Source organism: Sediminicola sp. YIK13 (assembly GCF_001430825.1).
Classification (GTDB): Bacteria; Bacteroidota; Bacteroidia; order Flavobacteriales; family Flavobacteriaceae; genus Sediminicola.
The window spans coordinates 622,401-647,290 of the sequence record NZ_CP010535.1 but is presented as its reverse complement, the minus strand read 5'-3'; the positions used below and the strand labels follow the sequence as shown (position 1 = coordinate 647,290).

The window sequence follows — 24,890 nt, the reverse complement described above, 5'->3', positions numbered from 1 at the left end:
TAAGCATTAAAAAGGTGTCCGAAAACACCTTTTCTAAAATCTAAAGTTACAAAATGAAAGGTATCCTTCTTTAATTTTTTGAATAATTAACTCGGTATCTCCAAAAACTAATTCCTCCCAATGCAAAGACCGCAGCGACGGTATACCATATAAAGGTTGGCGTAATCACTTGGTCCCCACTGGCGTAACTGTGAAGTCCTACCAAATAGAAATTCACGCCAAAATAAGTCATCATAATGCTGGCAAAAGCAATAACACTTAGGAAGTTAAATGTCCATTTACTTCTTAACCCCGGTACTAGACGCCCATGAATTACAAAGGCATACACCATAATGGAAATTAAGGCCCAAGTTTCTTTTGGGTCCCATCCCCAGTATCTTCCCCAACTTTCATTTGCCCATTGTCCGCCCAAGAAATTACCAATGGTCAACATAATCAAGCCCAAAGTAAGTGCTAGTTCGTTAATGATGGTCAGTTCCTTTAAATTGATCTCCATGCGTTTTTTATTTTTCTTGGTCGTCAAGGTGATCAGGATCAATGAAACTACCCCTAGGATCATCCCTACGGTCAAAGGACCGTAACTTCCAACAATAACAGCCACGTGGATCATTAACCAATAACTATCCAATACGGGCTGAAGATTTGCAATGGAGGGATCCACCCAACTTTGATGGGCGATCCATAAGAGCATAGAGGCCACAAATGCCGTTGAAGCGATGGTCATATCGCTTTTTCGGCCAAAAGCCAGGCCTATACCCATGGTTGCCCACCCAACGTAAAGGATACTTTCATAGGCATCACTCCAAGGAGCATGACCCGAGATATACCAGCGAAAGATTAGTCCGGCCGTATGCCATAAGAACAAAAGAATAATAGAGCCTTTAAAGAAGTAGATCCCCACCCTCCAAATGGAACGGTCCTTGAATATTTGAAAGATCAAAAAGAAGAACATCAATACACCAACCAGGGCGTAATACTTGTATAATTGATTGAATATATCCAATTTGTTATAAAGGACCTCTGCTTTTATCTTGTTTTCGGAGGGTAAAACTTCACTTCCGTGGTTTTGCTGATTTTTCTTAAAAGCAGCCAATAACTTGTCCGCTTCTGAGTAGTCCCCCGACGTATTGGCATTGTCCAAGGACATCAAATAGTAAGGAATTGCATTTTTAACGAAGTTCGCGTAAAGCGAATCCTGTATCTGATATTTACCAGAACGATACTCAATGGTAGAGATCCATTTGTTGTTCTCATCATTCAACAAAGGAAAAATTTTAATGATCTCCCCACTCAAAGCCCTATTCAAAAGCCCCAAGCGCAGATCCACATCCTTAAAATCCTGCTCAAATTTATTAGGAGTATTGGTGGCATAGGCCTTTTCCAAATAGGAGGCCAACTTATACTGACCTTTTGCATCAAAAAAGTCAGTGGCCTTCACATATTTCTCACCTTCAGGTATTCCAATAATCTTACGGATACTATCATTCTGACCTTTTTTATCCAAAGCGATAAACTTCGCATTGTACCAAAGGGATGGGTTCCCCATCATGGACAAAAATACCTGATCAGGGTTCAACCCCTCAAAATTATCCTTGAAGCTTATTTTTCGTAAAAGTTCTGCGGCAAAGGTATTTATGGGCTTCATACGGCCACCATCATCCTGAATGACCAATTCCCCAAATTTTTCGGCATGTGCCAAGGAAACAGCGGTGGACTGTAACATAGAATCCACGTTAACAATCTTTGGCATCTCAGTGTGGTCGTGATCATCGGCCTCTTGTGACATCCCCGGTAATGTAAAAGCCAACAAGACAATCATTGTCATTGCCTTCTTCTTCGCCTTTAATTTTTCTAAAGACCCAGCAAGATCTTTAAAACGTGTCTTCCCGAAAAGCATAATCGCCATTAAACCAATATACAACAGGAAATAGCCAATATAGGTGATCCAAGTACCCCAAACATCATGGTTTACAGACAGGACGGTTCCTTTTTCATCGGGATGAAAACTTGATTGAAAAAAACGATATCCCTTGTGGTCCAAAACATGGTTCATAAAGATATCATAATCAAAAGGGCGATCGTCCTCTACCGTCACCTTACTCATAAAAGAAGCATAGCCCTTTTCTGTGCCAGGATATTTCTCGGCAATAAAATCGTTCAATTTTATATGAAATGGCAGTTCATTGATCTTTGAGCCATAGGAAAGTGAAAAATCCAATCCTCCTACATTAAATTTTTCTGAAAAGTTTGAGGCTCCTTTTCCTCCCAACAACTTTTTTTGTACGGTTTGCCCATTGGAAGTTACATCCAAAATAAGGGCATCTTGGGAATTCTTGGTAATCTCGTTTTCAGATAAGGGCACAATCCCATAAGACCCTTTGATGACGGGCTCTGGTATTACGAACTGCATCCCGGCAGCGTTATAAAGCGATCTTAATTGTAGTGTTTGCAAACTGTCTTTGTACAATTGGCCTTGGAATTGGTCTGCCATCCTCATAAAATTACCTTCAAAGGGAGATTTTATGAGGTACGTACTGTCTGTGGTCATGATATTAATAGCACCATCCGTCTCTTTGTTCAAAGCAAAAAGCACATTGTGGATACTGGTGATCTCTCCACTTTCCAAAAAGTGGTCGTGCCTGTCCCCGTCCCCTGCCTCAACAATTTTTAAATATTGTTTTCCATTTTCATCTGGGATCAGTCCTTCTTCAGCACCCTTAATAAAACCTGCGTATGAAATAGAGAAATCCTGTCCGTTAAAATCAAAATTCCATGGTAGGCTAGACTTCATCGCTTCAGGGGTTACGATCAGGTCGTCTTCAAACCTACGTCTCTGTAACTGTCCGTTAACATCTCCATCTACAAAGGCGGTCAAATAAGTTTTATCTGAATAAAATACATTCTCAGAATTACCTTCCCTGATGGGCATCATACCTTCAAAACTGATATATCTGGTCACAAAAGCACCCACAATAATCAGGATCCATGAGAGGTGAAGCATCAACACTGGCCATTTTTCTTTTCGCAAAAGTTTATAACGGAATATATTGCCTGTAAAGTTGATTACGAAGAATACCATAATAGCTTCGAACCAAGTGGCATTGTAAATCCAAATTCTCGCAGTCTCTGTACTGTACCAACTTTCAACAAAGGTACCAAAAGCCATAGCCGTTGCGAAAAGTATAAAAAGAATGGCCATTAAACGTGTAGAAAAGAAAATCTTTTTGAGCAGTTCTGTCATCGCTAGGATAGAAGTTTTATTTCAGGCGCAAAAATACGGTCTTTTTATGATTTTAGCGGCCAATGCCATATTTAAAAAGTTAAACAAGTTTGTTAATTATTTCCCAAGCCAACACTGCATTAATTTGTATTTTTGGGCATGATTTCAATTGTAATCCTAGGCACCGGTAATGTTGCCAAACATCTATATGATTCCTTTTCAGCAACGAACCAGGTAAAGATTCTTCAAGTGGTTGGCAGATCTGAGGAAAAGCTTTTGGTCTACTCCAAGCAAACAGAAGTCACTCTGGATTATGGAAACATTAAAGAGGCAGATGTATACCTCATCGCAGTAAGTGATGGGGCCGTTAAAGAAGTGTCCCAGAATCTTATCGGTAAGAAGGGCCTTGTAGTACATACTTCTGGAAATTGTGCCTTGGATATGCTATCACCAATCCAAAGAAAAGGCGTGTTTTATCCCTTGCAATCCTTTACGAAAAATAAAAAGGTAGATTTTAAAGAAATTCCTATCTGCCTGGAAGCGGCACAAAAAGAAGATGAAATAATATTGGAACATTTGGCCCATTTGATTTCCGAAAAGGTTTTCAATATTTCCTCTGAACAGCGAAAAATCATCCATTTAGCGGCCGTGTTTGTCAATAATTTCACCAATCACCTCTATCAGATCGGAAACGAGATTTGTAATGATCATAATATTCCTTTCGAACTTTTACATCCACTGATAAAGGAAACGGCCCATAAAATAAGTGTTCTAAATCCTCATGAAGCACAAACTGGTCCGGCCAGAAGAGGAGACCAGGTCACCATCAACAATCACCTAAGACTTCTGGAAAATAAAACCTATAAGGAAATTTATTCCTTACTTAGCAATTCAATAAAAAAAAATTATGAGTAAGAGTTACAAGGAATACCTCAAGGACATCGATACTTTTGTTTTTGATGTAGATGGGGTGTTCACGGATGGTACCGTTACCATCACAACCACAGGCGAAATGCTGCGAAAAATGAGCATAAAGGATGGATTCGCCCTGAAAACGGCCATTCAAAAAGGATACAATGTCTGCATTATTTCTGGAGGTTCCAATGAAGGTGTAAGAAGCCGTTTTAGAGGCCTTGGGGTAACAGATATATATCTGGGAGCTCATTACAAGGAGGAACCATTAAAAGAATATATGGACGTCTATGGCATTAAACCAGAACAGATCCTTTACATGGGCGATGATCTTCCGGATATTCCCGTTATGCAAATGGTTGCCTTGCCCACCTGTCCCCAAGACGCAGTACCAGAGGTAAAAGAGGTTTGTAAATACATCTCACACATCAATGGCGGAAAAGGATGTGTCAGGGATGTCATCGAACAAGTTCTTAAGGTTAGGGGCGACTGGGAAGGAAATTTTAATGCTAGAAACGATTAATAATATATGTTGAAGGAACGGTTAAAAACATTTCAGATCATTTTGGCTTCCGGCTCGCCAAGACGTCAGCAATTTTTTAGGGAACTGGGCCTAGATTTTGAAATTCGCCTAAAGCCGGTGGAAGAAATTTATCCTGACCGATTAAAAGCTGCCGAAATATCAGATTATCTGGCAGTTTTAAAAGCTTCCCCCTTTAAAAGCCAACTCAAAGATCATGAGATATTGATCACCTCGGACACCGTGGTGTGGCACAACGGTTGTTCTTTGGCCAAACCAGGGGATGCAAAGGAGGCCTACAAGATGATCAAAACCTTGTCCGATGATTGGCATGAGGTCATCACTTCTGTTTGTTTTACCACATCTTCATCGCAAAAAACGGAATTTCACAGTACCAAAGTAAAATTTAAACCACTCTCCGACGAAGAGATCCTGTATTATATAGAAAATTACAAACCCTTTGATAAAGCTGGCGGATATGGTATCCAGGAGTGGATAGGGCTTATAGGTATAGAACAAATTGAAGGGTCTTACGCCAATGTTGTCGGACTTCCCACACATATCGTTTACAAAACGTTAATGGATATGGCTAGCTAGGTGATTTTGGGTAATTTTGAAAAAACACTCGAAAATGAAATTACCTTTCAATTTTAAAATATTTGTTTTATTGGCTTTGACAACCCTTTCCTTCAGTTCTTGTAGAAAGGTAACCAATAAAGAAAACACCCAAACATCAGTAAAGGACAACCAAAAAACCCAAGTTCCTAAAAAAGAATTATCTGTGGCCTTTAAAGATTATTGGTATGCAGGTACGGCGGAAATTAGTTCTTATAAACTGGAGCAGGCCAGGTACGGTGAGATTAGGGAAGGGTCAGCAGTATTAATATATGTGACCGAACCTTTTTTAGCTGACAAGCAAGTAAAGGCAGATCAGAGCAATGCAAGCAACATTCCCGTCCTAAAACTAAATACGACCAAAAATTTCCTCACCGGAATTTACCCCTACTCTATCATGACCAGTAGCTTTTTTCCGGTCCATGATAATTCCCATGCCCTTAAAATTTCCAATAGTGTGCAGGAATGGTGTGGGCACGTATACGCACAATTGAACAATAGAGAAAATTTTGAAGTAGTATCGCACTCCTATTTTGAAAGTGAGGCAGATCAAGAGTTTAAATTGACCAAGGACCTTTTGGAGGATGAACTTTGGAACAAAATCCGTATTGATCCGGGGAATTTACCTACGGGTTCAATTCAGATTATACCTTCCATGGAATATACGAGACTACACCATAAAGAATTCAAGGCATATGAGGCTACTGCAAGTCTTACCAATAATGGGGCATTGACCAATTATACCATATCATACCCAGCACTAGAGAGAACTTTGTCCATAAATTTCAGTGCCAAATTCCCATACACCATAGAAAATTGGTCTGAAAGAGCCCCAAGCGGGTTTGGTGACGGGGCTAAGCTGCTTACGACCAGAGCTTCAAAAATTAAAACAATAAATACTCCTTATTGGCAAGAAAATCACAACAGTGACCTACTTTTGCGTGACAGTTTAGGTTTAAGGTAATGGAGGAAATAATTATTGAATATCAAAAAGAATTAATAGGTACTATCGTTTGTATCTTAATTTTGTTGATCTCTAGATTTACAAGCATCAAGGCCATCCGGAAGGTTGGGAAATTAAGGGATATCCATGAAGCCCGTACAAGGCTAATCATAAAATATGTTTCTGTTGGACATACCATTTTATTGATTGGTGTGCTTATTTTTGTGTGGGGGGTAAATGTTAAGGAACTAGGGTTGGTATTTTCTTCAGTTTTTGCAATTTTAGGGGTCGCCCTTTTTGCTAACTGGTCCATCTTGAGCAATATTACAGCCGGAGTTATTTTGTTTTTCTCGTTTCCATTTAAGATAGGAGACAGGATACGGATTTTGGACAAAGAGGTTCCGGATGAAGCGGTAATTATAGATATTAAGGCATTTTATTTTCATATGATCAACGATCATGGGGAACAGCTTACCTACCCCAACAATTTATTATTACAAAAAGGAGTTGTGCTTATTGAAAAGCAGGTCCATTTGGATGAAGATGGAACTGGCATCCTTTAGTCATGTTAAAGAATTTCTAAAAGTTACTGGTTAGTTGTTAATCTTTCTATATTTGAAAGCCAACTAAAAATCAACATCATGCGCCACTTTCTGGTATTTTGTTTAGGGATACTGTTTTCCTCGAATCTGATCCTTGCCCAACTGCCAAAGAAAAGTACAACTTCCGATATCTACCACTCCGTTCAAAAATTGAACTTTTTGGGCACAGCCCTTTATATTGCCGCACATCCCGATGATGAAAATACAAGGCTAATTTCATACCTTTCCAATGAGGTAAAAGCCAGGACCGCTTATTTATCCCTAACACGCGGAGATGGTGGGCAAAATCTTATAGGAACAGAATTAAGGGAACTTCTTGGGGTTCTGAGAACAGAGGAACTATTGGCTGCACGCAGGATTGATGGGGGCGAACAGTTTTTTACAAGAGCCAACGATTTTGGATATTCCAAACACCCGGACGAAACCTTGGAAATATGGAATAAAGAAGCTGTTTTAGGCGATGTTGTTTGGACCATTCGAAATTTAAAACCCGATGTGATCATCAACCGATTTAACCATAGATCACCAGGTTCTACGCACGGACATCATACCTCTTCTGCCATGTTGAGTGTAGAAGCGTTTGACCTTGTAAATGATAAAAACGCCTATCCTTCTCAATTAACCCTTACAGAGACATGGCAACCCAAGCGGTTGTTCTTCAACACCAGTTGGTGGTTTTATGGCAGTGAAGAGAATTTCAAAAATGCGGATAAATCCAATATGCTTTCATTGGATGTGGGGGTTTATTACCCCTTAATGGGGCTTTCCAATAACGAGATTGCATCCATGGCCAGCAGCCAGCACTTATGTCAAGGCTTCGGAAGAATTTCAACCAGAGGTAGTGAAGAAGAATATATAGAACTTCTGAAAGGAGACCTGCCCTCGGACAAGAACAATATTTTTGATGGTATTGACACCTCTTGGTCCAGAGTAAAAGGCGGCAAAGCCATTGGAGAACTTCTATATGAGGTTGAAAACAACTTCAGCTTCAAGGATCCATCTGTTCATTTGCCTAACTTGATGGAGGCCTATAAGCTCCTGCAAAATATTTCAGATGAGCATTGGAGATCAATCAAAACAAAAGAATTAGAAGGAATTATTACCGCAGTAGCGGGATTATATTTAGAGGCTTCCTCTGAGGAGACGGATGCCGTTCCAGGCAGTACCATCACTATTGATATTGAAGTATTGAAAAGGAGTACGGCCAATCTTCAGTTGAACAGTATCAAAATCTCTGGCGCTCCTGTTGCCCTTTCCCCTAATCTGCCTCTAAAAACCAACATAAAAGAGAATTTCAAAATAGATTTTAAAATCCCCGAAAACACGGATTATACCAGTCCCTATTGGCTCACCAAAAAAGGAAGCCTGGGAATGTATGCCGTGGATAATCAAAGACTAATTGGTAAAGCCGAAACCCCAATTCCTTTTACGGTGTCCTTCAATCTGGAAATTGATGGCACACCCATCGCGTTAAACAGTCCTGTGGTTCACCATTATTCAAAACCCGATAAAGGGGAACTTTATGAGCCATTTGAGGTATTACCGCAAATTACGACCCGCATCAATGACAAGGTTATCATATTCTCGGATTCGGAAACCAAAGAATTACCTGTTCATATTAGGGCGGGCAAAGACAATATTGGTGGCAATATTTCCTTGGAGGTTCCTAAAAACTGGAAGGTGACCCCTACAGAGATCAATTTTAATATTGCTCAAAAAGGAGATGAAAGCACCGTTTACTTTAAAGTAACCCCACCTAATAAAGAAAGTGAAGGAGAAATTACCCCCAGGGTTACTGTAAACGAAAAAGTGTATTCCCAAGAGCTGGTGGTCATCAATTATGACCATATACCAAAACAATCTGTGCTCTTACCTGCTTCTGTAAAGGTTGTCCGGTTAAATATTCAGAAAGAGGGTGAAAATATTGGGTATATCATGGGGGCAGGAGATGATGTCCCAAAGAGTTTGGAGCAAATTGGGTATAAGGTCATTCCTATAGACCTCAATAGTATCCAAGAAGGAACATTATCAAAATACGATGCTATTGTAGTTGGAATAAGAGCCTATAACGTTGTGGATGCCTTGAGGTTTAAGCAAAAATATTTGTTGGACTATGTAAAAGATGGCGGAAATTTAATTGTACAATACAACACCTCGGGAAGAAATGGCTTGAATTTTCCCAATCTTGCCCCCTACCCTCTTAACGTTTCCAGAGATCGGGTTACTGATGAAAATTCTCCTGTGAACATTTTGGCAAATGAACATCCCATAGTAAATTTTCCAAATAAAATAGACATAGCTGACTTTGACGGATGGGTACAAGAACGAGGTTTATACTTTCCCAATAAATGGGGCAAGGAATTTACTCCGATACTTTCAATGCAAGATAAAGGGGATTCACCAACCAATGGCAGTTTATTGGTGGCTCCTTATGGAAAAGGCTATTATATTTACACAGGATTGAGTTTCTTTAGGGAATTACCGGAAGGTGTTGCCGGGGCCTATAAACTATTTGCAAATATGCTATCTTTAGGCAAAGAAAATAACAATCCAGAAAATTCGCTTAAAAACTAGCCATGCAAGACAAATTTGATTGGAAGAAAGAATATACCGCTGTAATCATATTAAATGTAATCTACATTCTTATTTTTTACTTCATAATGACACTTAATAAGTAATATGGGAGTATTAGATTGGAGTATACTAGTAGGTACATTATTATTTATTGTAGGCTATGGTGTTTGGAAAACACGGGGAAGCAAAAACGTCAACGACTATGTCTTAGGAGGCAGTGAGGCCAAATGGTGGACCATTGGTCTTTCGGTAATGGCCACTCAAGCAAGCGCCATTACTTTCTTATCCACACCGGGACAGGCGTTCCACGATGGCATGGGATTTGTTCAGTTTTATTTTGGCCTGCCTTTGGCCATGATTATTATCTGTATTGTCTTTATTCCTATTTATCATAGATTAAAAGTATATACTGCCTATGAACTATTGGAAAACCGATTCGATTTAAAAACACGTACCCTTACCGCTTTTCTATTTCTCATACAACGGGGATTATCTGCAGGAATTACCATTTATGCCCCTTCCATTATATTGTCTGCCGTTCTCGGATGGGATTTGTGGACTTTGAATATCATCATAGGAATCCTTGTGATTATCTACACTGTTTCCGGGGGCACTAAAGCTGTTAGCGTTACCCAGAAGCAACAAATGTTCATAATTATGGCCGGAATGTTCGTGGCCTTCTTTTTTATCCTGGGCTATCTTCCCAACGATATTAACTTCAGCAAAGCACTAAAGATTGCCGGAGCCAGCAATAAATTGGATATTCTGAATTTTGACTTTAATACAGATACCAGATATACTTTTTGGAGTGGTATTACTGGTGGATTGTTCTTGGCCTTGGCGTATTTTGGTACAGACCAGAGTCAGGTTCAACGTTATTTGTCAGGTAAATCTGTAAGGGAAAGTCAATTAGGATTAATCTTTAATGGCATCTTGAAAATACCCATGCAATTTTTTATCCTTTTGGTGGGCGTTATGGTCTTCGTTTTCTACCAATTTAATTCCTCTCCATTAAACTTCAATCCGGCTGCAACCAATGCGGTAATGCAATCTCCTTTGGCCAATGACTACAAGATATTGGAGGAAGGGCATTTGGAATTGGAAGTAGAAAAGAAAATGGCGCAAAACAGATATTCTGCGGCCTTGGACCTCAAGGAATATGATGCCACAGAAGAAGCTAAACAGGATATTATTTCCATAAATAAAAAAGAAAGATATAATAGGGACGCGGCCAAAGCTATGATCCAAAAAGCAGATAACAATATTGAGACCAATGATAAGGACTATGTATTTATCCATTTTATCCTCAATTACCTGCCAAAAGGATTGGTTGGACTTTTGCTGGCAGTGATTTTATCTGCAGCCATGTCCTCCACAGCCTCTGAACTAAACGCCTTGGGCACCATAACCGCCTTGGATCTCTACAAGCGCTATAGGATATCGGGCCTTACGGACGAGCACTACGTAAAGATTTCCAAGTTATTTACCCTATTATGGGGTATCGTAGCCATAATCATTGCCTGTGCAGCTAATTTATTTGATAATCTGATTCAATTGGTAAATATCATAGGATCTATATTTTATGGAAATGTCCTAGGGATTTTCTTAATAGCCTTCTTTTTGAAATATATCAAAGGGAATGGGGTATTTGTTGCTGCCATAATCACACAAGTGATCGTGATTATTGGATATAAATACGATTGGATGTCCTACTTATGGCTCAATGCCTTTGGCTGTGGTTTGGTCATAACCCTGGCCTTTATCTTAGAAGGTTTTGATAGATTACTGAAGAATCCTCCCATAAAGCCCGAAGATCTATAATTTCACAAAGAAAATTGCTGAAATTAACTTAATTGGCAATCGCTAATTCTAGTCTCCTACGACGCAGGCTTTGGACAAAATACCGGTTTATTAACTGTATTCCGTACATTTGATTATTGGAATGGAATTAAATAAATCCGAGGATAACCTCTTTTAAAGTAAATTATGCTAATCAATGCCACCCACCAATATAGAGTTGAACAAAAAATACTTGTTGCAGTAGATTGCATCATTTTTGGCTTCGATTCCAAGAATTTAAAACTGCTCCTTTTTAGAAGAAAGGTAGAACCTTTAAGAGGAACATGGTCTTTGATAGGTGCCTTTATAAAAAATGACAGTTCTATACTGGACGGAGCAAAACAAATTTTATTTGAATGTACCGGTTTGGAAGATGTTTATCTAGAGGAACTTAGGACATATGGAAATGTCGATAGAGATCCAGGGGAACGTGTTATATCTATTGCACATTACAGTTTGATCCGATTAAACGACTTTGAATTGGAACATGTGGAAAAGTTTGATGCCAGGTGGTTCAATTTGGATGAAATACCAGAATTGATCCTGGACCATCGCCAAATGGTACAAGATGCCATTGTAAAACTGAAGAATAAAGCCCGTCATCAGCCCATAGGATTCAATCTGCTTCCTGAATATTTTACCATCCCCGAGCTTCAGACACTTTATGAAAGTATTTACCAACGGGAGCTGGACCCAAGAAACTTCAGAAAAAAGATATTATCGCTGGACATACTCAACAAGACTTCAAAAAAAGATAAAACAGGTTCAAAAAAGGGAGCCTTCCTTTACTGTTTCAACAAGGAAAAATTCGATACCCTAATCGCAAAAGGGTATAATTTTGAGATTTATTAACTAAGAGTAGTTGTGCTGTTAATTACGAAGCAAAAAATGAGAGCCGTAATAGGTTAAACATATTAAACAGATCAAGAACCTTTTATAAACTGGCTTCAAATAGGAAAGATCTTATTAATTGCTATTGAAGATGACTCAAAACAAGGTAGTAGCTTATTTTAAAAAACATTATGGCAATGATCCCTATATCATAAAATCTCCGGGACGGGTCAATATTATTGGGGAACATACCGATTACAACCTCGGTTATGTATTACCTGCCTGCATTGAAAAGTCGATTTACTTTACCATTCAAAAGAACAATTCCCAGTACCTCCAAATTGAAGCTTTTTTAAGCGAACCAGAAAAAATAACCCTCCCAATTGATGGTGCTGACGGTAATTTTGAGTCTTTTTGGGGGAAATATTTTGAGGCGATTTTACAAATACTGGTGAAAAAGAACTATCCGATACAAGGTATGGATTGTGTATTTGGGGGAGATATTCCTATAGGATTTGGCCTATCCTCTTCCGCTGCCCTTTGCTGTGGTTTTACTTATGCGGCTTCAGCGGCTTTGGATCTTAAAATTCCTAGAGAAGAAATAGCCCTGATTGCTCAAGCAGCTGAACATAAAATAGGTTTGAACTGTGGATTAATGGACCAATACGCGGTGCTTTTTGGCAAAAAATCCAACGCGCTCTTCTTGGATTGTAAAGATTTGAGTCATTCCTATACCCCAATCAATTTAAATGGATATAGCTGGATTTTGATCAACTCCAATATTAAACATCAATTGGCCGTAGATTCTGAATATAACCTCCGTAGAAGGTCATGTGAAAAAGTAGTTCAAAAACTGAAGGAGTCCCATGAGGAAATCACCTCATTAAGAGGAGTCTCCATGGAAGATTTGAAGGAGATTAAAAATCATGTTTCTAAGACAGATTTCAGAAGGGCAGGTCATGTCATCCAAGAGAATAAACGTGTATTAAAAATGATCGAAGCCCTTAAAGAGGGGGATGCGGCACAAGTGGGGTCCATTCTACTGGCGGGCCATAGGTCTTTATCCACAGAATATGAAGTGAGCACCAAAGAATTAGATTTCTTGGTAGAAATTGGCCAAAAACAGGAGGGAGTACTCGGATCTAGAATGATGGGTGGAGGTTTTGGTGGATGTACCATCAATCTTATCAAAGATGAATTTGAAGAAAGTGCTGTCAAAGGTATAATAGATGCCTATAAGGCCGAAACAGGAATTGACGCCATCTATAACCATTTGGAAATTGGCAATAGTGTTCAATTGTTATCTTCTTAAAAAATAAAATAATGACCGAAAACTTTAACGCTACACCACATAAACGTTACAATATACTTACAGGAGAATGGGTTTTGGTGTCCCCCCACAGGACCAACAGAACTTGGCAGGGCAAAAAAGAGGTTACTTCTGAAAAGGAAAAAATTGCCCACGATCCCAATTGTTATTTATGTGCTAAGAATATAAGGATCAACGGAGAAGTGAATCCTGATTACAAAAATATCTTCGTCCTTGCCAATTATTTATACACCCTTTTATTAGATAGCCACAAAAAAACCCAACAGTAGGACTGTTGGGTTTTTTATAATCTTATAAGGTGTTTGCTTACTTAGCGCCCCACTCTTTTAATGAATCCTTATTCATTTTAATATAATCTGCGTTTCCGGCAGCCTCAGCACCGGCCAAAGATTTCTTAGCAGCTTCTATGGCTCCCTTTTTATCTCCTGCTTTTGCGTAAATTAAAGATTGCTGTCTCAATTGCCAGAATGCGGGTTTAGCGGTCATGGCCATTGCCATATCCATCCAAGCTTTTGCCTTTGCGATATCTTTCCCTTCACTATAATAATATACAGCTGCAGCATAATAATCACCAGCATCTGGACCTGCCATAGTTTTTTCTATGTCCTTCATTACCATTGCATCTGTTGGCACGTCAAATTTAACCCCAACATAGGAAGTTTCCCAAAGGATACCCAAAACAGCAGAATTGCTGGTCAGGTCATCAAATGTCATTGTAAAAGTCTCTATCGGCATTTCCATTTTATTGACCTCAACTGTAGTTTTTGCGGCCACTTTAGATTCATCCCATTCTGCAGGAGTTCCACCACCTTGTGAATCAGTATAGAAAAATACCTCCCAAGAAGAAGCTCCTGGCTTCGTAAAGATTGCATAGGTCCCTGCTTTCAGAGCTTGTCCGTCTACCATTACATCGGTACTAAATGTAATTTTTGTTCGGGCATTAGCTCCCGTGCGCCAAAGCATATCATAAGGTACCAAATCCCCAAAAACAGTCCTACCCCTCATGGATGGCCTTGAATATTCTAAAGTAACATCGGTCAAGCCTACAGTCTGCCATACTTTTGCGGCCGGACTTGGAGCTGGAGTTTCAATTTGTGCCTGTACCGAATAGGTGGCAACAAAAGCTAATACTAATAGTACTATTTTTTTCATTTGATTTACGATTTATACGTTTCTACAAAACTACAAGTAATGTCACAGTAGATTTGTTAAGAATTCCTTAAATAATGGGAATGAAACTTACGATTAATTCATCCAAAAAGGCGCTGAAATTATCCCTTTGTCCGTATAAAATGTAAGGTAGTAAATTGCTGAATGTAAGCTTGCCAGGTTGACGGTGTTTTCCCTGATGTCCTTACCCAAAATATATTTTATACGTCGGCCGTTGGTGTCAAAAATAGCCCTTCCAAAAATTTCGCCTTGAATCTCGTATTCCAGCTCCCTTGCCCCAAAACGCTTAAATATAAGTAGCCCCTGCTTATTTTCTATCGGCAAAGGTTCCTCTATTAATTCATCTGATGTATCAAATGAAAAAAGCCTTGATTCCGAAGTTATCATGGGACTGTTATTGGTGAACTTTTCAGACGAAAGAAGATAGTGGTTCTCATTTATGAAGGTAATTCCTTCTGCCTGCAAGAATCCAAGGTTCAATTCGTTCTTCTCCACGGTTCCTGAAAATATGCTATTTGCTTCTAAATTAATTGCACGTACAATAAAGGGCAATAAAAATTTGGAGTAGCCAATTAAATATAGGACTTGGGTGTCTGGATTAAAACTTGCTCCCGTTACTAAGCCGTTAACTGCATATGCTCCAATATTTGAGGCTGTATAAGTTCCTGGGATTTTAGGAATTCCATAGGCTACAGTTCCGTTGCTCTGCCACTGTTTGGTCAGAATAACGAGTTGATCATTCAAAACAAAAAGGGCTTCTGCATCCCAGTCGCTATTGGTGCTCTGGGTAAAGTCGGTTTGGTCTACATAGGAAAATTCTATTTTTTCCGCCTCAACTGAATCCAATGTATCATAGTCTGTTTTTAGTATCCTGTACACTACCAAATCCCGTCTACTTCCATTGTTGTTTCCAATATCACCAACATAGATATAGGTATCATCTTGGGATATATCTTCCCAATCTATATTTACGGCATTGGAAATAGTGATGGTTCGTGTAATCTGTAAAGAAATGGTATCCAGTTCGAAAAGCTGGGCTGTATTACCGGAATCATTATGAGTGACAATTTTATTATTGTAAAATATTAGTCCAGAAGTCTCAAAAATGGCTTCAGGAAGGAACCCCAATTCCCTGACATTTTCCTGTGCAAGGCCCACAGCCACAAATAAAACCAAGCAAATGTTTAAAATAGTTGTTTTCATAACTCGTACGCTTGTGGAAATGTACAAAATTAGAGGTTCAAATTAAATAAATAAGATGTCCTTACCCAATACATCGATGACCTTAAGACCAGTTGATTCTTTGGATGCACAACCTCCTAATATTTTAATTTTGTTTAACTTTTTTAATTATTATCTAAACAATAATAGACCTATCTTTGGGCAAACCTAAATAATGAAGTTGTACCAATTACGATCAAAACAAGCGTTGCCTATTTCTCAACAAGAGGCATGGGACTTCTTATCCCAGCCCAAAAATCTTAAGACCATCACCCCTGAACACATGGGTTTCCATATACTATCTGGAGATGACAAACCTATGTTCCCGGGGCAGATCATACAATATAAAGTTACTCCATTTCCTGGGTTTACCACCAAATGGGTTTCTGAAATAACACAAGTTGAACATGGTCATTATTTTGTGGATGTCCAATTGTTCGGACCATATGCGCTATGGCACCATAAACATTTTATAAAGGAGATAGAAGGTGGTGTTATTATGGAAGATATAATTGACTATAAGTTACCCTTCGGAATATTTGGACAATTGGCACAACCCATCATTGTAAAAAAGCAATTGAAAGAAATATTTAAATTCAGGGAGGAAAAATTAACCAGTCTTTTCGGCACCATGGAAAATGTGCCAAATGAGTTAACATTTAATTCGTTTTAAGAATCACATTAATAATACAAATATTAAATTTATACAGATGAAAAAAAACATAGTTTTAATAGGAGGTACCCACGGAATTGGTCATGCTATTGTTACGCAGCTAGCTTCCGATAATAATATAATCATAGCCTCTAGGAATAATGAAGGTTTAGAGAGCTTGGATGTAAAACACATTCCTTTCGATGCCACAAAAGATGAATTGGATGCTGGTCAGTTTCCAGATGAGATCCACGGTTTTGTCTTCTGCCCAGGAAGTATCAATTTAAAACCTTTTAAAATGATGGGTCTTGATACCTTCGAGCAAGATATGCATTTGAACTTTTTCAGTCTTGTCAGAGTGCTTAAATCACTTATGCCAAAAATGACCGAAAACGCCAGTATGGTATTCTTCAGTACTGTTGCCGTAACCAGTGGTATGCCCTTCCACACAAGTGTTTCTGCATCTAAAGGCGCCATAGAAGGTTTTGCAAAATCCCTTGCGGCGGAGTATGCACCAAAATTACGTGTAAACGTTGTAGCTCCATCTTTGGTAGATACTCCATTGTCTTCCAGATTATTGAACAACGATAAGAAAAGAGAGGCGATGGCGGAAAGACATCCACTTAAAAGAGTAGGAACTCCTGAGGATATCGCCAATATTGCAGTATTCTTATTGAGCGATGATAGCAGTTGGATGACCGGACAAATCATTGGTGTGGATGGCGGACTCTCCACATTGAACGTTAATTAGAAAGAAAGTTTGTGCATGAATAATAAGGTATCAATTTTTTGGTTTAGGCGAGATTTGCGATTAGATGACAATGTGGGCTTTTTGGCCGCCCTCAAGGGAGACCACCCTGTGATGCCTATTTTCATATTCGATAGTGAAATTTTAGAAAAACTACCTGAGAATGATCCTCGAGTGACCTTCATTCATGAAACTTTGCAACAAATGCGGTCTGAGCTTCAAGATAATCATGGGAGCTCTATCGCCATCTATAATGGAACCCCAGTTGAAGTCTTTAAAAATTTACTTAAAGATCATGAAATTGCAGCTGTATATACCAATCGGGACTATGAGCCCTATGCCAGGGAAAGGGATACGGCTATTGAAAAACTTTTGGAAGCAGAGGATATTCCTTTCCATACATTTAAAGACCAGGTTATTTTTGAAAAAAATGAGGTCGTCAAAGATGATGGGGACCCTTATGTAGTCTATACCCCGTTTAAAAATAAATGGAAAGAGGGTTTTTCGCAAAAAGAGCACCTGAACATTCATTACACAAGCCAGTATCTCAATAACCTTGTACAGCACAGCAGGCTCCCTAACTTATCCCTATCGGATATAGGATTTAAAACATCGGACATTAAGGTTCATGACTACGATGTAACACCTACCTTAATTGCGAACTATGAGGATACCCGTAACTATCCTGCCGTCGAAAATGGCACCTCAAGATTAGGTCCACACTTACGCTTTGGAACAGTTTCCATCCGTAAAATAATGAAAAAGGCCATAGCAGAAAAAAACGAGGTTTTTTGGAGTGAATTGATATGGCGTGAATTTTTTATGCAAATCCTCTGGCATTTTCCACATACGGTCACAGATGCATTTAAATCTAAATACGACCGGATTCCTTGGAGAAACAACGAGGAAGAATTTGAAAAATGGAAAAACGGACAAACCGGATATGCCCTTGTAGATGCTGGGATGAGGGAACTGAACGCAACTGGTTATATGCACAATAGGGTTCGAATGTTGGTGGCCAGTTTTTTGTGCAAACATTTATTAATAGATTGGCGTTGGGGAGAGGCGTATTTTGCTGAAAAATTAATGGATTACGAAATGAGTAGTAATGTGGGGAATTGGCAGTGGGCCGCGGGCAGTGGGGTAGATGCCGCTCCGTATTTTAGAATCTTTAATCCCATGACCCAAATAGACAAGTTCGACAAACAAAAGAAATACATCCTTAAATGGGTACCAGAATTAGAGAAAAGTTCCTATCCCGAGATGATGGTTGATCACAAGGAGGCCAGAGAAAGGTGTTTAAGTACTTATAAGGAGGCACTAGCGTAATGGTTATTGTTTGGTTTAAAAGAGACCTGAGGTTAATGGATCATGAGCCTCTTTCAAATGCCATTGCACAGAACCAAAAAATAGTATTGCTATATAGCTTTGAGCCACTTTGGACCAAAGACCCTCATTATAGTGAAATGCACATGGACTTTATAAAACAAAGTCTATTGGACATGAACAATCAATTGGGGACATTCAATACCCAAATGCTTATAGTTTCCCAAAATATTCCTGAAGTTTTGAGGGCATTGCATGGCAAAGAAAAAATTACCCATATCTTTTCGCATCAAGAATCGGGAATGCAAATGACCTATGAGCGAGATAAACAAGTCACCCAGTGGTGTATTGCACAAAAGGTCCTATGGAAGGAAAGCATTCAAAACGGCGTCCTGAGAGGTCGTAAAAATCGTACAGACTGGCGAAAGAGTTGGGTGAGTTTTATGAACCAAAAAATTGAAAACCCGAGATTGGATCTAGGGGAATTCTACACCACAGAAGAACTCAGATCTATTTTTCATCCACTTTTTCAAATTCCCAAACTTAAACCTGCCACCAATCCATTAATTCAAAAAGGAGGCACTAAACAAGGTGTTAAATATTTGCGTTCCTTTATAGATCAGCGCATAGAGGGGTATAACGTCCATTACTCAAAGCCCTACTCCTCAAGAAAACACAGCAGTAGACTTTCTCCTTATTTGGCATGGGGCAATCTGTCGGTGCGCCAAATTTGTCAATTTGCTGCGAACCATAAAGCGTCTATAAGGGATAAAAGAACATTAAATGCTTTTTTATCCCGCCTACGATGGCAAGCACACTTCATCCAAAAATTTGAGATGGAGGGGCGCATGGAATTTGTGAGTATTAATGCTGGATATCACCAATTGGTAAAACCAATTCGACCAGATTTACAAAAAGCATGGAGAGAAGGGCAAACAGGCGTACCCATGGTAGATGCAGCCATGCGCTGTTTGATACAGACAGGATTTGTCAACTTTCGACTCCGAGCTCTACTAGCGTCATTTTTTACGCACCTCTTGTGGCAACCTTGGCAAGATTGCACGGAACATTTGGCACAACACTTTTTAGATTTTGAGCCCGGAATACATTTCCCTCAGCTAAATATGCAGGCCGGGGAAACAGGAATTAATACGATCAGGATCTATAACCCGGTGAAAAATGGAATAGACCACGACCCGGAGGGAACTTTTATAAAAAAATGGGTACCGGAACTTGCCAACCTTCCAAAGCAATATCTTCATGAGCCCTGGAATATTCCTCCTATGGAACAACAATTTTTAAACTTTGAACTTGGAAAAGACTATCCCAAACCCGTGGTGGATTTACAAAAAGCAAGAAAATATGCCAGCGACTCGCTTTGGGAGTTTAAAAATTCCGTTCAGGTAAAACTGGAAGGAAAAAGAATCCTAAAAAAACACACTTTGCCTGGAAGACCCGTTTGGGATAACCAAGGAGCCATAGAATTCTAACAACTACTCCTACCTTACTATTTTTCAGATTCCATCAATATTGCTATATTTAGGAAAGGATAGTCCTATGTCTGAAAATAAAACAATACCCACCAATGCTTCGGTTACCGAATTTTTAAATACGGTTGATAATGAAACGAGGAGAAAAGATTGTTTTGTAATACTTGAAAAAATGAAAGAGATCACTGGAAAGCCTGCTGTTATGTGGGGAAACAGTATCGTGGGGTTTGGCAGCTATCATTACAAATACGATTCGGGCCGAGAAGGCGATATGCTGATCACTGGCTTTTCACCAAGGAAGCAAAACCTCACCCTTTATATATTGGATGGATTTGATGGGCACCAAGAACTATTGAAGAAACTGGGGCCGCATAAAACAGGAAAATCATGCCTATATATTAAAAAATTATCAGATATTGACATGGATATTCTATCTGAACTGATTTCTACTTCCTTTGCACATTTTGATAAAAAATACAATACATAAATAGACCCAAAACATGAAAAAAATCATCTTTTTAATGGTACTGCTGGCTTCGTCATCGGTATTCTCCCAAAAAATGAACAGCAACAAAAAAGCGATCATAGCCTCTGTGGAACGTCATGAAGATGCTTTGATCAAGATTAGCGATTCTATTTGGGCGTTGGCGGAGACTGCTTTTGAAGAGCATCATTCCTCTAAAATATTAGCTGACTATGCCGAAAAAAATGGCTTTAATGTAGAGCGTGGGGTTGCTGGAATTCCCACTGCCTTTGTGGCCACCTACGGTAGTGGAAGTCCTGTTATTAGTGTCTTGGGGGAGTTTGATGCGCTACCTGGAATATCCCAAAAGGCACAGCCGACAAAAGATCCACTGAACGAAGGCGCAGCCGGACATGGGTGTGGCCACAACTTATTTGGTGCTGCAAGTTTAGGATCAGCCATAGCTGCAAAGGAGTTGATTGAACAAGGAAAACTAAAGGGGACCATTAAATTTATGGGTACGCCCTCAGAAGAAAAGTTCTTTGGGAAAATTTGGATGGTCCGAGAAGGAATATGGGATGGTGTGGATGTAAATATCAGTTGGCATCCCAGTGCAGAGACCAAGGCCGATGTACAAAGTTCTTTGGCCTTGGTAGATTTTAAGGTTGAGTTTTTTGGTCAAGCGGCACATGCCTCCATGGACCCGTGGAACGGCCGTAGTGCCTCCGATGCCTTGGAACTATATACCAATGGTATCAACTATTACAGAGAACATATTAAGCCTACAGTTCGCATCCATTACCATATTCAAGATGGTGGACAGGTAGTTAACGTGGTGCCAGACTACTCAAGGTTATGGGTAAGAGTCCGCGACAGTAAACGAAGTGGGATGATGCCAGTCTATGAAAGGGTTCAAAAAATGGCCGAAGGTGCTGCCATCATGGCAAATGTGGATTATAAAATATCCTTGATATCAGGTATTTATGAAACTTTGGTCAACCGGTCGGGAGGAGAAATTATGCAAAAGAATTTGGAACTTTTGGGACCCATTTCCTACACGGCGGAAGAAACTGCTTTTGGCAAGAAAATCCAGGAAGGGACAGGGAAATCACAAGTTGGGATGGACAGTAATATTTATCCTTTGGAAGAAACAAGAGAAAACCCAGGGGGTGGATCTACCGATGTGGGTGATGTAAGTTGGAATGTGGCCAACATCAATTTGGGGGTGACCACAGCACCTAAGGGCACGCCATGGCACTCATGGGCCGTTGTAGCCTGTGGTGGTATGAGTATTGGTCACAAGGGCATGGCCTATGCTGCCAAAGCCATGGGCATGACCATGGTTGACCTATTTGAGAATCCTAAATTGGTAGAAAAGGTAAAGGCAGAGTATAAGGAGAGAAAAGGCAGTGAGGTCTATGAGGCCATTGTTCCTGCTGGACCACCGCCAATAGGAAAAAACTAATACAACATTAAAGAAATCAGCAACTCGCTTTTTACAGTATAACTTAAAATTATTTGATTATATAACACAAGAAAATATGAGATTCATAGGCCTATTATTGTTCATTGTTTTGATCACTTTTGGTTGTGAAGAAACCAAGGAGGTAAGCCATATGAATCCAGTAAACTGGGAAAAGCGCAAGATAAAACTTAATCCAATGGATAGTCTTTTGCACGGAAGCACATATTTGTCTATCTATTCAGAGATCTATGATAGAAGTGAAAAGGGGACCCATAATTTAACAGCAACAGCCAGCATGCGCAACATCAGTTCCAAAGATTCCATATATATCCTAAGGACCGATTATTATGATACCAAAGGAAAATTGATCAGGACGTATTTTAAAGATCCAATTTTTATAAGGCCTCTGGAGACCATTCATATTGTAATAGACCAAGATGACAAGCATGGTGGAACAGGTGCTAACTTCACCTTTGAATGGGCGGTTAAAAAAAACACCCATGAACCTCTTTTTGAAGCCGTAATGATTTCCACAACAGGGCAACAGGGAATTTCTTTCACTACACATGGGATCAAAAGGTAAGAGGTCTATCAGCTAATTATCTTCTAATATTTGTTACATTAGATACAAATATCCAAGGTGGATAGGGATCATACATTTTATTATCCATTAATAGTTATGAAACACATCCCATCTTTTGGCAGTAGGCTCAGAAAAAATATTGTTATTGTACCCGAATCTATCGAAAAGTGTTCGGGCATACGAGTTTTTGGGCAGCTTTTAAAATCATTTCTTTTCTCTACCGATGTAGCCATAATACGAAATACCAATGCAAACGCCATCATTGCAGTTTATCCCTTTACACCTCAGCCTATGATTGCACATGCTTTGATCTTGGCAGCAGACAAACCTCTTTTTTGCGGGGTTGGAGGAGGCTTGACAACCGGTAGGAGATCTTTGGAACTCGCGATGCAGGCAGAATATCAAGGGGCACTTGGCGTGGTCCTTAACAAACCCACCCCTAATGAATTGATCAAACGGTTAAAGGAGAAAATTGATATCCCAGTGACCATTACCATTGTTTCTGAAAAAGACGACATCAAGGGGAGAATTGATGCCGGAATCGACATATTTAATGTATCAGGTGCGGATAAAACACATGAAATCGTAAAACGGATCAGGGATTATGATGATCAGGTGGCCATCCTGGCCACAGGTGGAAAAGATGATGAAAGTATCTTACGTGTAATAGAGTATGGGGCCAATGCCATTTCCTATACCCCTCCAACCACAGGAGAACTTTTTAAAGAAATTATGGCAAAGTATAGAGAAGATTAAACTAAAGTTAAGCATGACCAAGCCACCCCTTCACCACATCATATTTGGAATTCTATTCTTTTTATTGGTGGCCGTAGATATTTATTTGGCCGGCACTTCCTTTGTTTTTTTCAGGATAATCAGCAAACCCTTGATTTTACTGACCCTAATATTCTATTTTTCACAAAATAGAATCGGTATGGAACGATTGCCGGCAAGATTTACCTTACTGGCTTTGGTGTTTTCACTAATGGGAGATATTTTCCTTCTCTTTGACCAAATATCTGAACTTTACTTTATTTTGGGATTGGGTTCCTTCCTTTTCGCCCATGTTTTTTACGCATTTTGCTTTTACCTGCAGCGCAGCTCAAAAACTAGATTGGACTTTTGGATTATGACCATACTACTAACGGCGTACGGGGTTGCATTATATACCCTTCTTTATACCCGTTTGGTCAACATAAAAATTCCTGTAGCCCTGTATATTCTTGCCATACTAATCATGGTAATTATGGCTTATAGACGAAAAATAAAAGTGTCGGGCAACAGTTTCCTTTTCGTTTTTATAGGAGCACTGAGTTTCATAATTTCAGATAGTCTTTTGGCTATCAATAAATTTTTGATACCCCTTCCCTACTCCAATTTTCTAGTGATGGGTACCTATGCACTGGCCCAATATCTAATTGTCACAGGATTACTAAATGATAAAAATGGGAACAACAATTAAATCCATCCCTACCCAAGCAACCTGGCCGTTACGGCGTGCTGTGATGTGGCCAGATAAACCGTTGGATTATATTAAATTGCCACAAGACCACCTTGGAATGCATTTTGGGTTATTCCGTGATGAGGAATTGGTTACGGTAGCTTCCCTGTTCATTATAGATAATAAGGCACAGTTTCGGAAATTAGCCACCAGAACCTCTGAACAAGGAAAAGGATATGGAAGTCTAATGTTAGAACATTTACTGAAAGTGGCCGATAGTAAAGGGGTTGAAAAAATCTGGTGCAATGCCAGAAAGGAGAAAACAGGTTTCTACCATAAAATGGGGCTCACAGAGACAGCCCAAACATTTTCCAAAGGTAATATCAACTATGTGGTCATGGAGAAAATGCTACCATAACCTTATTTTTAAGTATCTTGTATCCTCAACTTAATTTAAGTTTCCATGAAATATATTCCTGTATTGATCCTATTTCTTTTTGCGATCACCACTAAAGCACAGACCTTTGGTTTTGCCATTGATCATCAGTCCCTAATTGTCAATGATCTAAAGAAAACTGGTGATTTTTATGCCAATGTTCTGCAGTTAAAAGAAATACAGCACCCTACCAATGATCCAGGCTTTCGTTGGTTCCAAGTACAAGGAAATACCCAACTGCACCTGATATTAAAAGATACTGTGGTCATGAAAAAACACAAATCCATGCACCTTTGCCTCTCCACACAAAAGTTGGGAGCATTTATAGAAAACTTAAATAAAAACAATGTTGATTACGAGGATTGGCCGGGGAGCAAGAAAACCATTACACAAAGGGCCGACGGCGTGCAACAAATCTATCTTCGAGATCCTGAAGGCTACTGGATAGAAATTAATGACGCTGTACATTAATAGCGTATCACTTATTAGTATCATATTATAATTTAATC

At 39.3% G+C, this 24,890-nt stretch carries 24 protein-coding genes; 21 read left to right on the top strand and 3 right to left on the bottom strand.

The window, feature by feature from the left end; translation table 11 throughout:
* Positions 1-70: 70 nt before the first annotated feature.
* The gene (gene ccsA / locus SB49_RS02865) at positions 71-3,241 is read right to left on the bottom strand and encodes a cytochrome c biogenesis protein CcsA (protein WP_062053667.1); all 3,171 of its coding nucleotides are present in this window, start codon (positions 3,239-3,241) and stop codon (positions 71-73) included.
* A 138-nt stretch (positions 3,242-3,379) separates the two neighbouring features.
* On the opposite strand from ccsA, the gene SB49_RS02860 reads away from it, so the two are divergent.
* From SB49_RS02860 to SB49_RS02815, 10 genes are all read left to right on the top strand, one after another.
* On the top strand, positions 3,380-4,135 hold the full coding sequence (locus SB49_RS02860) for a Rossmann-like and DUF2520 domain-containing protein (RefSeq protein ID WP_062053665.1): 756 nt from the start codon (positions 3,380-3,382) through the stop codon (positions 4,133-4,135).
* Positions 4,128-4,655, top strand: a complete 528-nt coding sequence (locus SB49_RS02855; protein ID WP_062053663.1) for a KdsC family phosphatase — start codon at positions 4,128-4,130, stop codon at positions 4,653-4,655. The genes SB49_RS02860 and SB49_RS02855 overlap by 8 nt, the downstream gene beginning before the upstream one ends.
* A 6-nt stretch (positions 4,656-4,661) precedes the next feature.
* Entirely contained in the window at positions 4,662-5,249 is a 588-nt protein-coding gene (locus SB49_RS02850; RefSeq protein ID WP_062053661.1) for a Maf-like protein, read from the top strand.
* Between the two features lie 34 nt (positions 5,250-5,283).
* Entirely contained in the window at positions 5,284-6,231 is a 948-nt protein-coding gene (locus SB49_RS02845; RefSeq protein ID WP_062053659.1) for a hypothetical protein, read from the top strand.
* The gene (locus SB49_RS02840) at positions 6,231-6,773 is read left to right on the top strand and encodes a mechanosensitive ion channel domain-containing protein (RefSeq protein ID WP_062053657.1); all 543 of its coding nucleotides are present in this window, start codon (positions 6,231-6,233) and stop codon (positions 6,771-6,773) included. Before SB49_RS02845 ends, SB49_RS02840 begins: the two co-directional genes overlap by 1 nt.
* Before the next feature lie 78 nt (positions 6,774-6,851).
* Positions 6,852-9,386, top strand: coding sequence for a PIG-L family deacetylase (locus SB49_RS02835; RefSeq protein ID WP_062053655.1), 2,535 nt, complete (start codon positions 6,852-6,854; stop codon positions 9,384-9,386).
* 105 nt (positions 9,387-9,491) lie between these two features.
* Entirely contained in the window at positions 9,492-11,207 is a 1,716-nt protein-coding gene (locus SB49_RS02830) for a sodium:solute symporter (RefSeq protein ID WP_062053654.1), read from the top strand.
* Between the two features lie 165 nt (positions 11,208-11,372).
* Positions 11,373-12,077: an NUDIX hydrolase gene (locus SB49_RS02825; protein WP_062053652.1), complete on the top strand. Its 705-nt coding sequence runs from the start codon at positions 11,373-11,375 to the stop codon at positions 12,075-12,077.
* A gap of 130 nt (positions 12,078-12,207) precedes the next feature.
* On the top strand, positions 12,208-13,368 hold the full coding sequence (galK, locus tag SB49_RS02820; RefSeq protein ID WP_062053650.1) for a galactokinase: 1,161 nt from the start codon (positions 12,208-12,210) through the stop codon (positions 13,366-13,368).
* An 11-nt stretch (positions 13,369-13,379) separates the two neighbouring features.
* Complete coding sequence (locus SB49_RS02815; protein ID WP_062053648.1) at positions 13,380-13,655, top strand: hypothetical protein; 276 nt, start codon at positions 13,380-13,382, stop codon at positions 13,653-13,655.
* A gap of 37 nt (positions 13,656-13,692) precedes the next feature.
* Here SB49_RS02815 and SB49_RS02810 read toward each other — a convergent pair whose 3' ends face one another.
* Positions 13,693-14,538, bottom strand: coding sequence for a DUF2911 domain-containing protein (locus SB49_RS02810; RefSeq protein ID WP_062053646.1), 846 nt, complete (start codon positions 14,536-14,538; stop codon positions 13,693-13,695).
* A gap of 93 nt (positions 14,539-14,631) precedes the next feature.
* Complete coding sequence (locus SB49_RS02805) at positions 14,632-15,759, bottom strand: hypothetical protein (RefSeq protein ID WP_062053644.1); 1,128 nt, start codon at positions 15,757-15,759, stop codon at positions 14,632-14,634.
* A gap of 193 nt (positions 15,760-15,952) precedes the next feature.
* Between SB49_RS02805 and SB49_RS02800 the strand changes: the two genes are divergently transcribed.
* From SB49_RS02800 to SB49_RS02750, 11 genes are all read left to right on the top strand, one after another.
* Positions 15,953-16,450 carry an SRPBCC family protein gene (locus tag SB49_RS02800; RefSeq protein WP_062053642.1) on the top strand — a complete coding sequence of 166 codons (498 nt, stop codon included), beginning with the start codon at positions 15,953-15,955 and terminating at the stop codon, positions 16,448-16,450.
* Between the two features lie 37 nt (positions 16,451-16,487).
* Positions 16,488-17,180 (top strand): SDR family NAD(P)-dependent oxidoreductase, encoded by a 693-nt coding sequence (locus tag SB49_RS02795; RefSeq protein ID WP_062053640.1) that lies wholly within the window; start codon positions 16,488-16,490, stop codon positions 17,178-17,180.
* 15 nt (positions 17,181-17,195) lie between these two features.
* Positions 17,196-18,506, top strand: a complete 1,311-nt coding sequence (locus SB49_RS02790) for a cryptochrome/photolyase family protein (protein WP_062053638.1) — start codon at positions 17,196-17,198, stop codon at positions 18,504-18,506.
* A complete protein-coding gene (locus SB49_RS02785; RefSeq protein ID WP_062053636.1) occupies positions 18,506-19,993 on the top strand; it encodes a cryptochrome/deoxyribodipyrimidine photo-lyase family protein in 1,488 nt (495 codons plus the stop codon). The genes SB49_RS02790 and SB49_RS02785 overlap by 1 nt, the downstream gene beginning before the upstream one ends.
* A gap of 67 nt (positions 19,994-20,060) precedes the next feature.
* Positions 20,061-20,480: a DUF1801 domain-containing protein gene (locus SB49_RS02780; protein ID WP_062053635.1), complete on the top strand. Its 420-nt coding sequence runs from the start codon at positions 20,061-20,063 to the stop codon at positions 20,478-20,480.
* Positions 20,481-20,493: 13 nt separating this feature from the next.
* Entirely contained in the window at positions 20,494-21,921 is a 1,428-nt protein-coding gene (locus SB49_RS02775; protein ID WP_062053633.1) for an amidohydrolase, read from the top strand.
* A gap of 76 nt (positions 21,922-21,997) precedes the next feature.
* Positions 21,998-22,504, top strand: a complete 507-nt coding sequence (locus SB49_RS02770; protein ID WP_062053631.1) for a DUF3124 domain-containing protein — start codon at positions 21,998-22,000, stop codon at positions 22,502-22,504.
* Positions 22,505-22,600: 96 nt separating this feature from the next.
* Positions 22,601-23,260, top strand: coding sequence for a hypothetical protein (locus SB49_RS02765; protein WP_062053629.1), 660 nt, complete (start codon positions 22,601-22,603; stop codon positions 23,258-23,260).
* Positions 23,261-23,273: 13 nt separating this feature from the next.
* Positions 23,274-23,966, top strand: a complete 693-nt coding sequence (locus tag SB49_RS02760; protein ID WP_062053627.1) for a lysoplasmalogenase — start codon at positions 23,274-23,276, stop codon at positions 23,964-23,966.
* Positions 23,950-24,363, top strand: coding sequence for a GNAT family N-acetyltransferase (locus SB49_RS02755; RefSeq protein WP_062058785.1), 414 nt, complete (start codon positions 23,950-23,952; stop codon positions 24,361-24,363). Before SB49_RS02760 ends, SB49_RS02755 begins: the two co-directional genes overlap by 17 nt.
* A 45-nt stretch (positions 24,364-24,408) precedes the next feature.
* Positions 24,409-24,852 (top strand): VOC family protein, encoded by a 444-nt coding sequence (locus SB49_RS02750; protein ID WP_062053625.1) that lies wholly within the window; start codon positions 24,409-24,411, stop codon positions 24,850-24,852.
* The last annotated feature ends 38 nt before the right edge of the window (positions 24,853-24,890 follow it).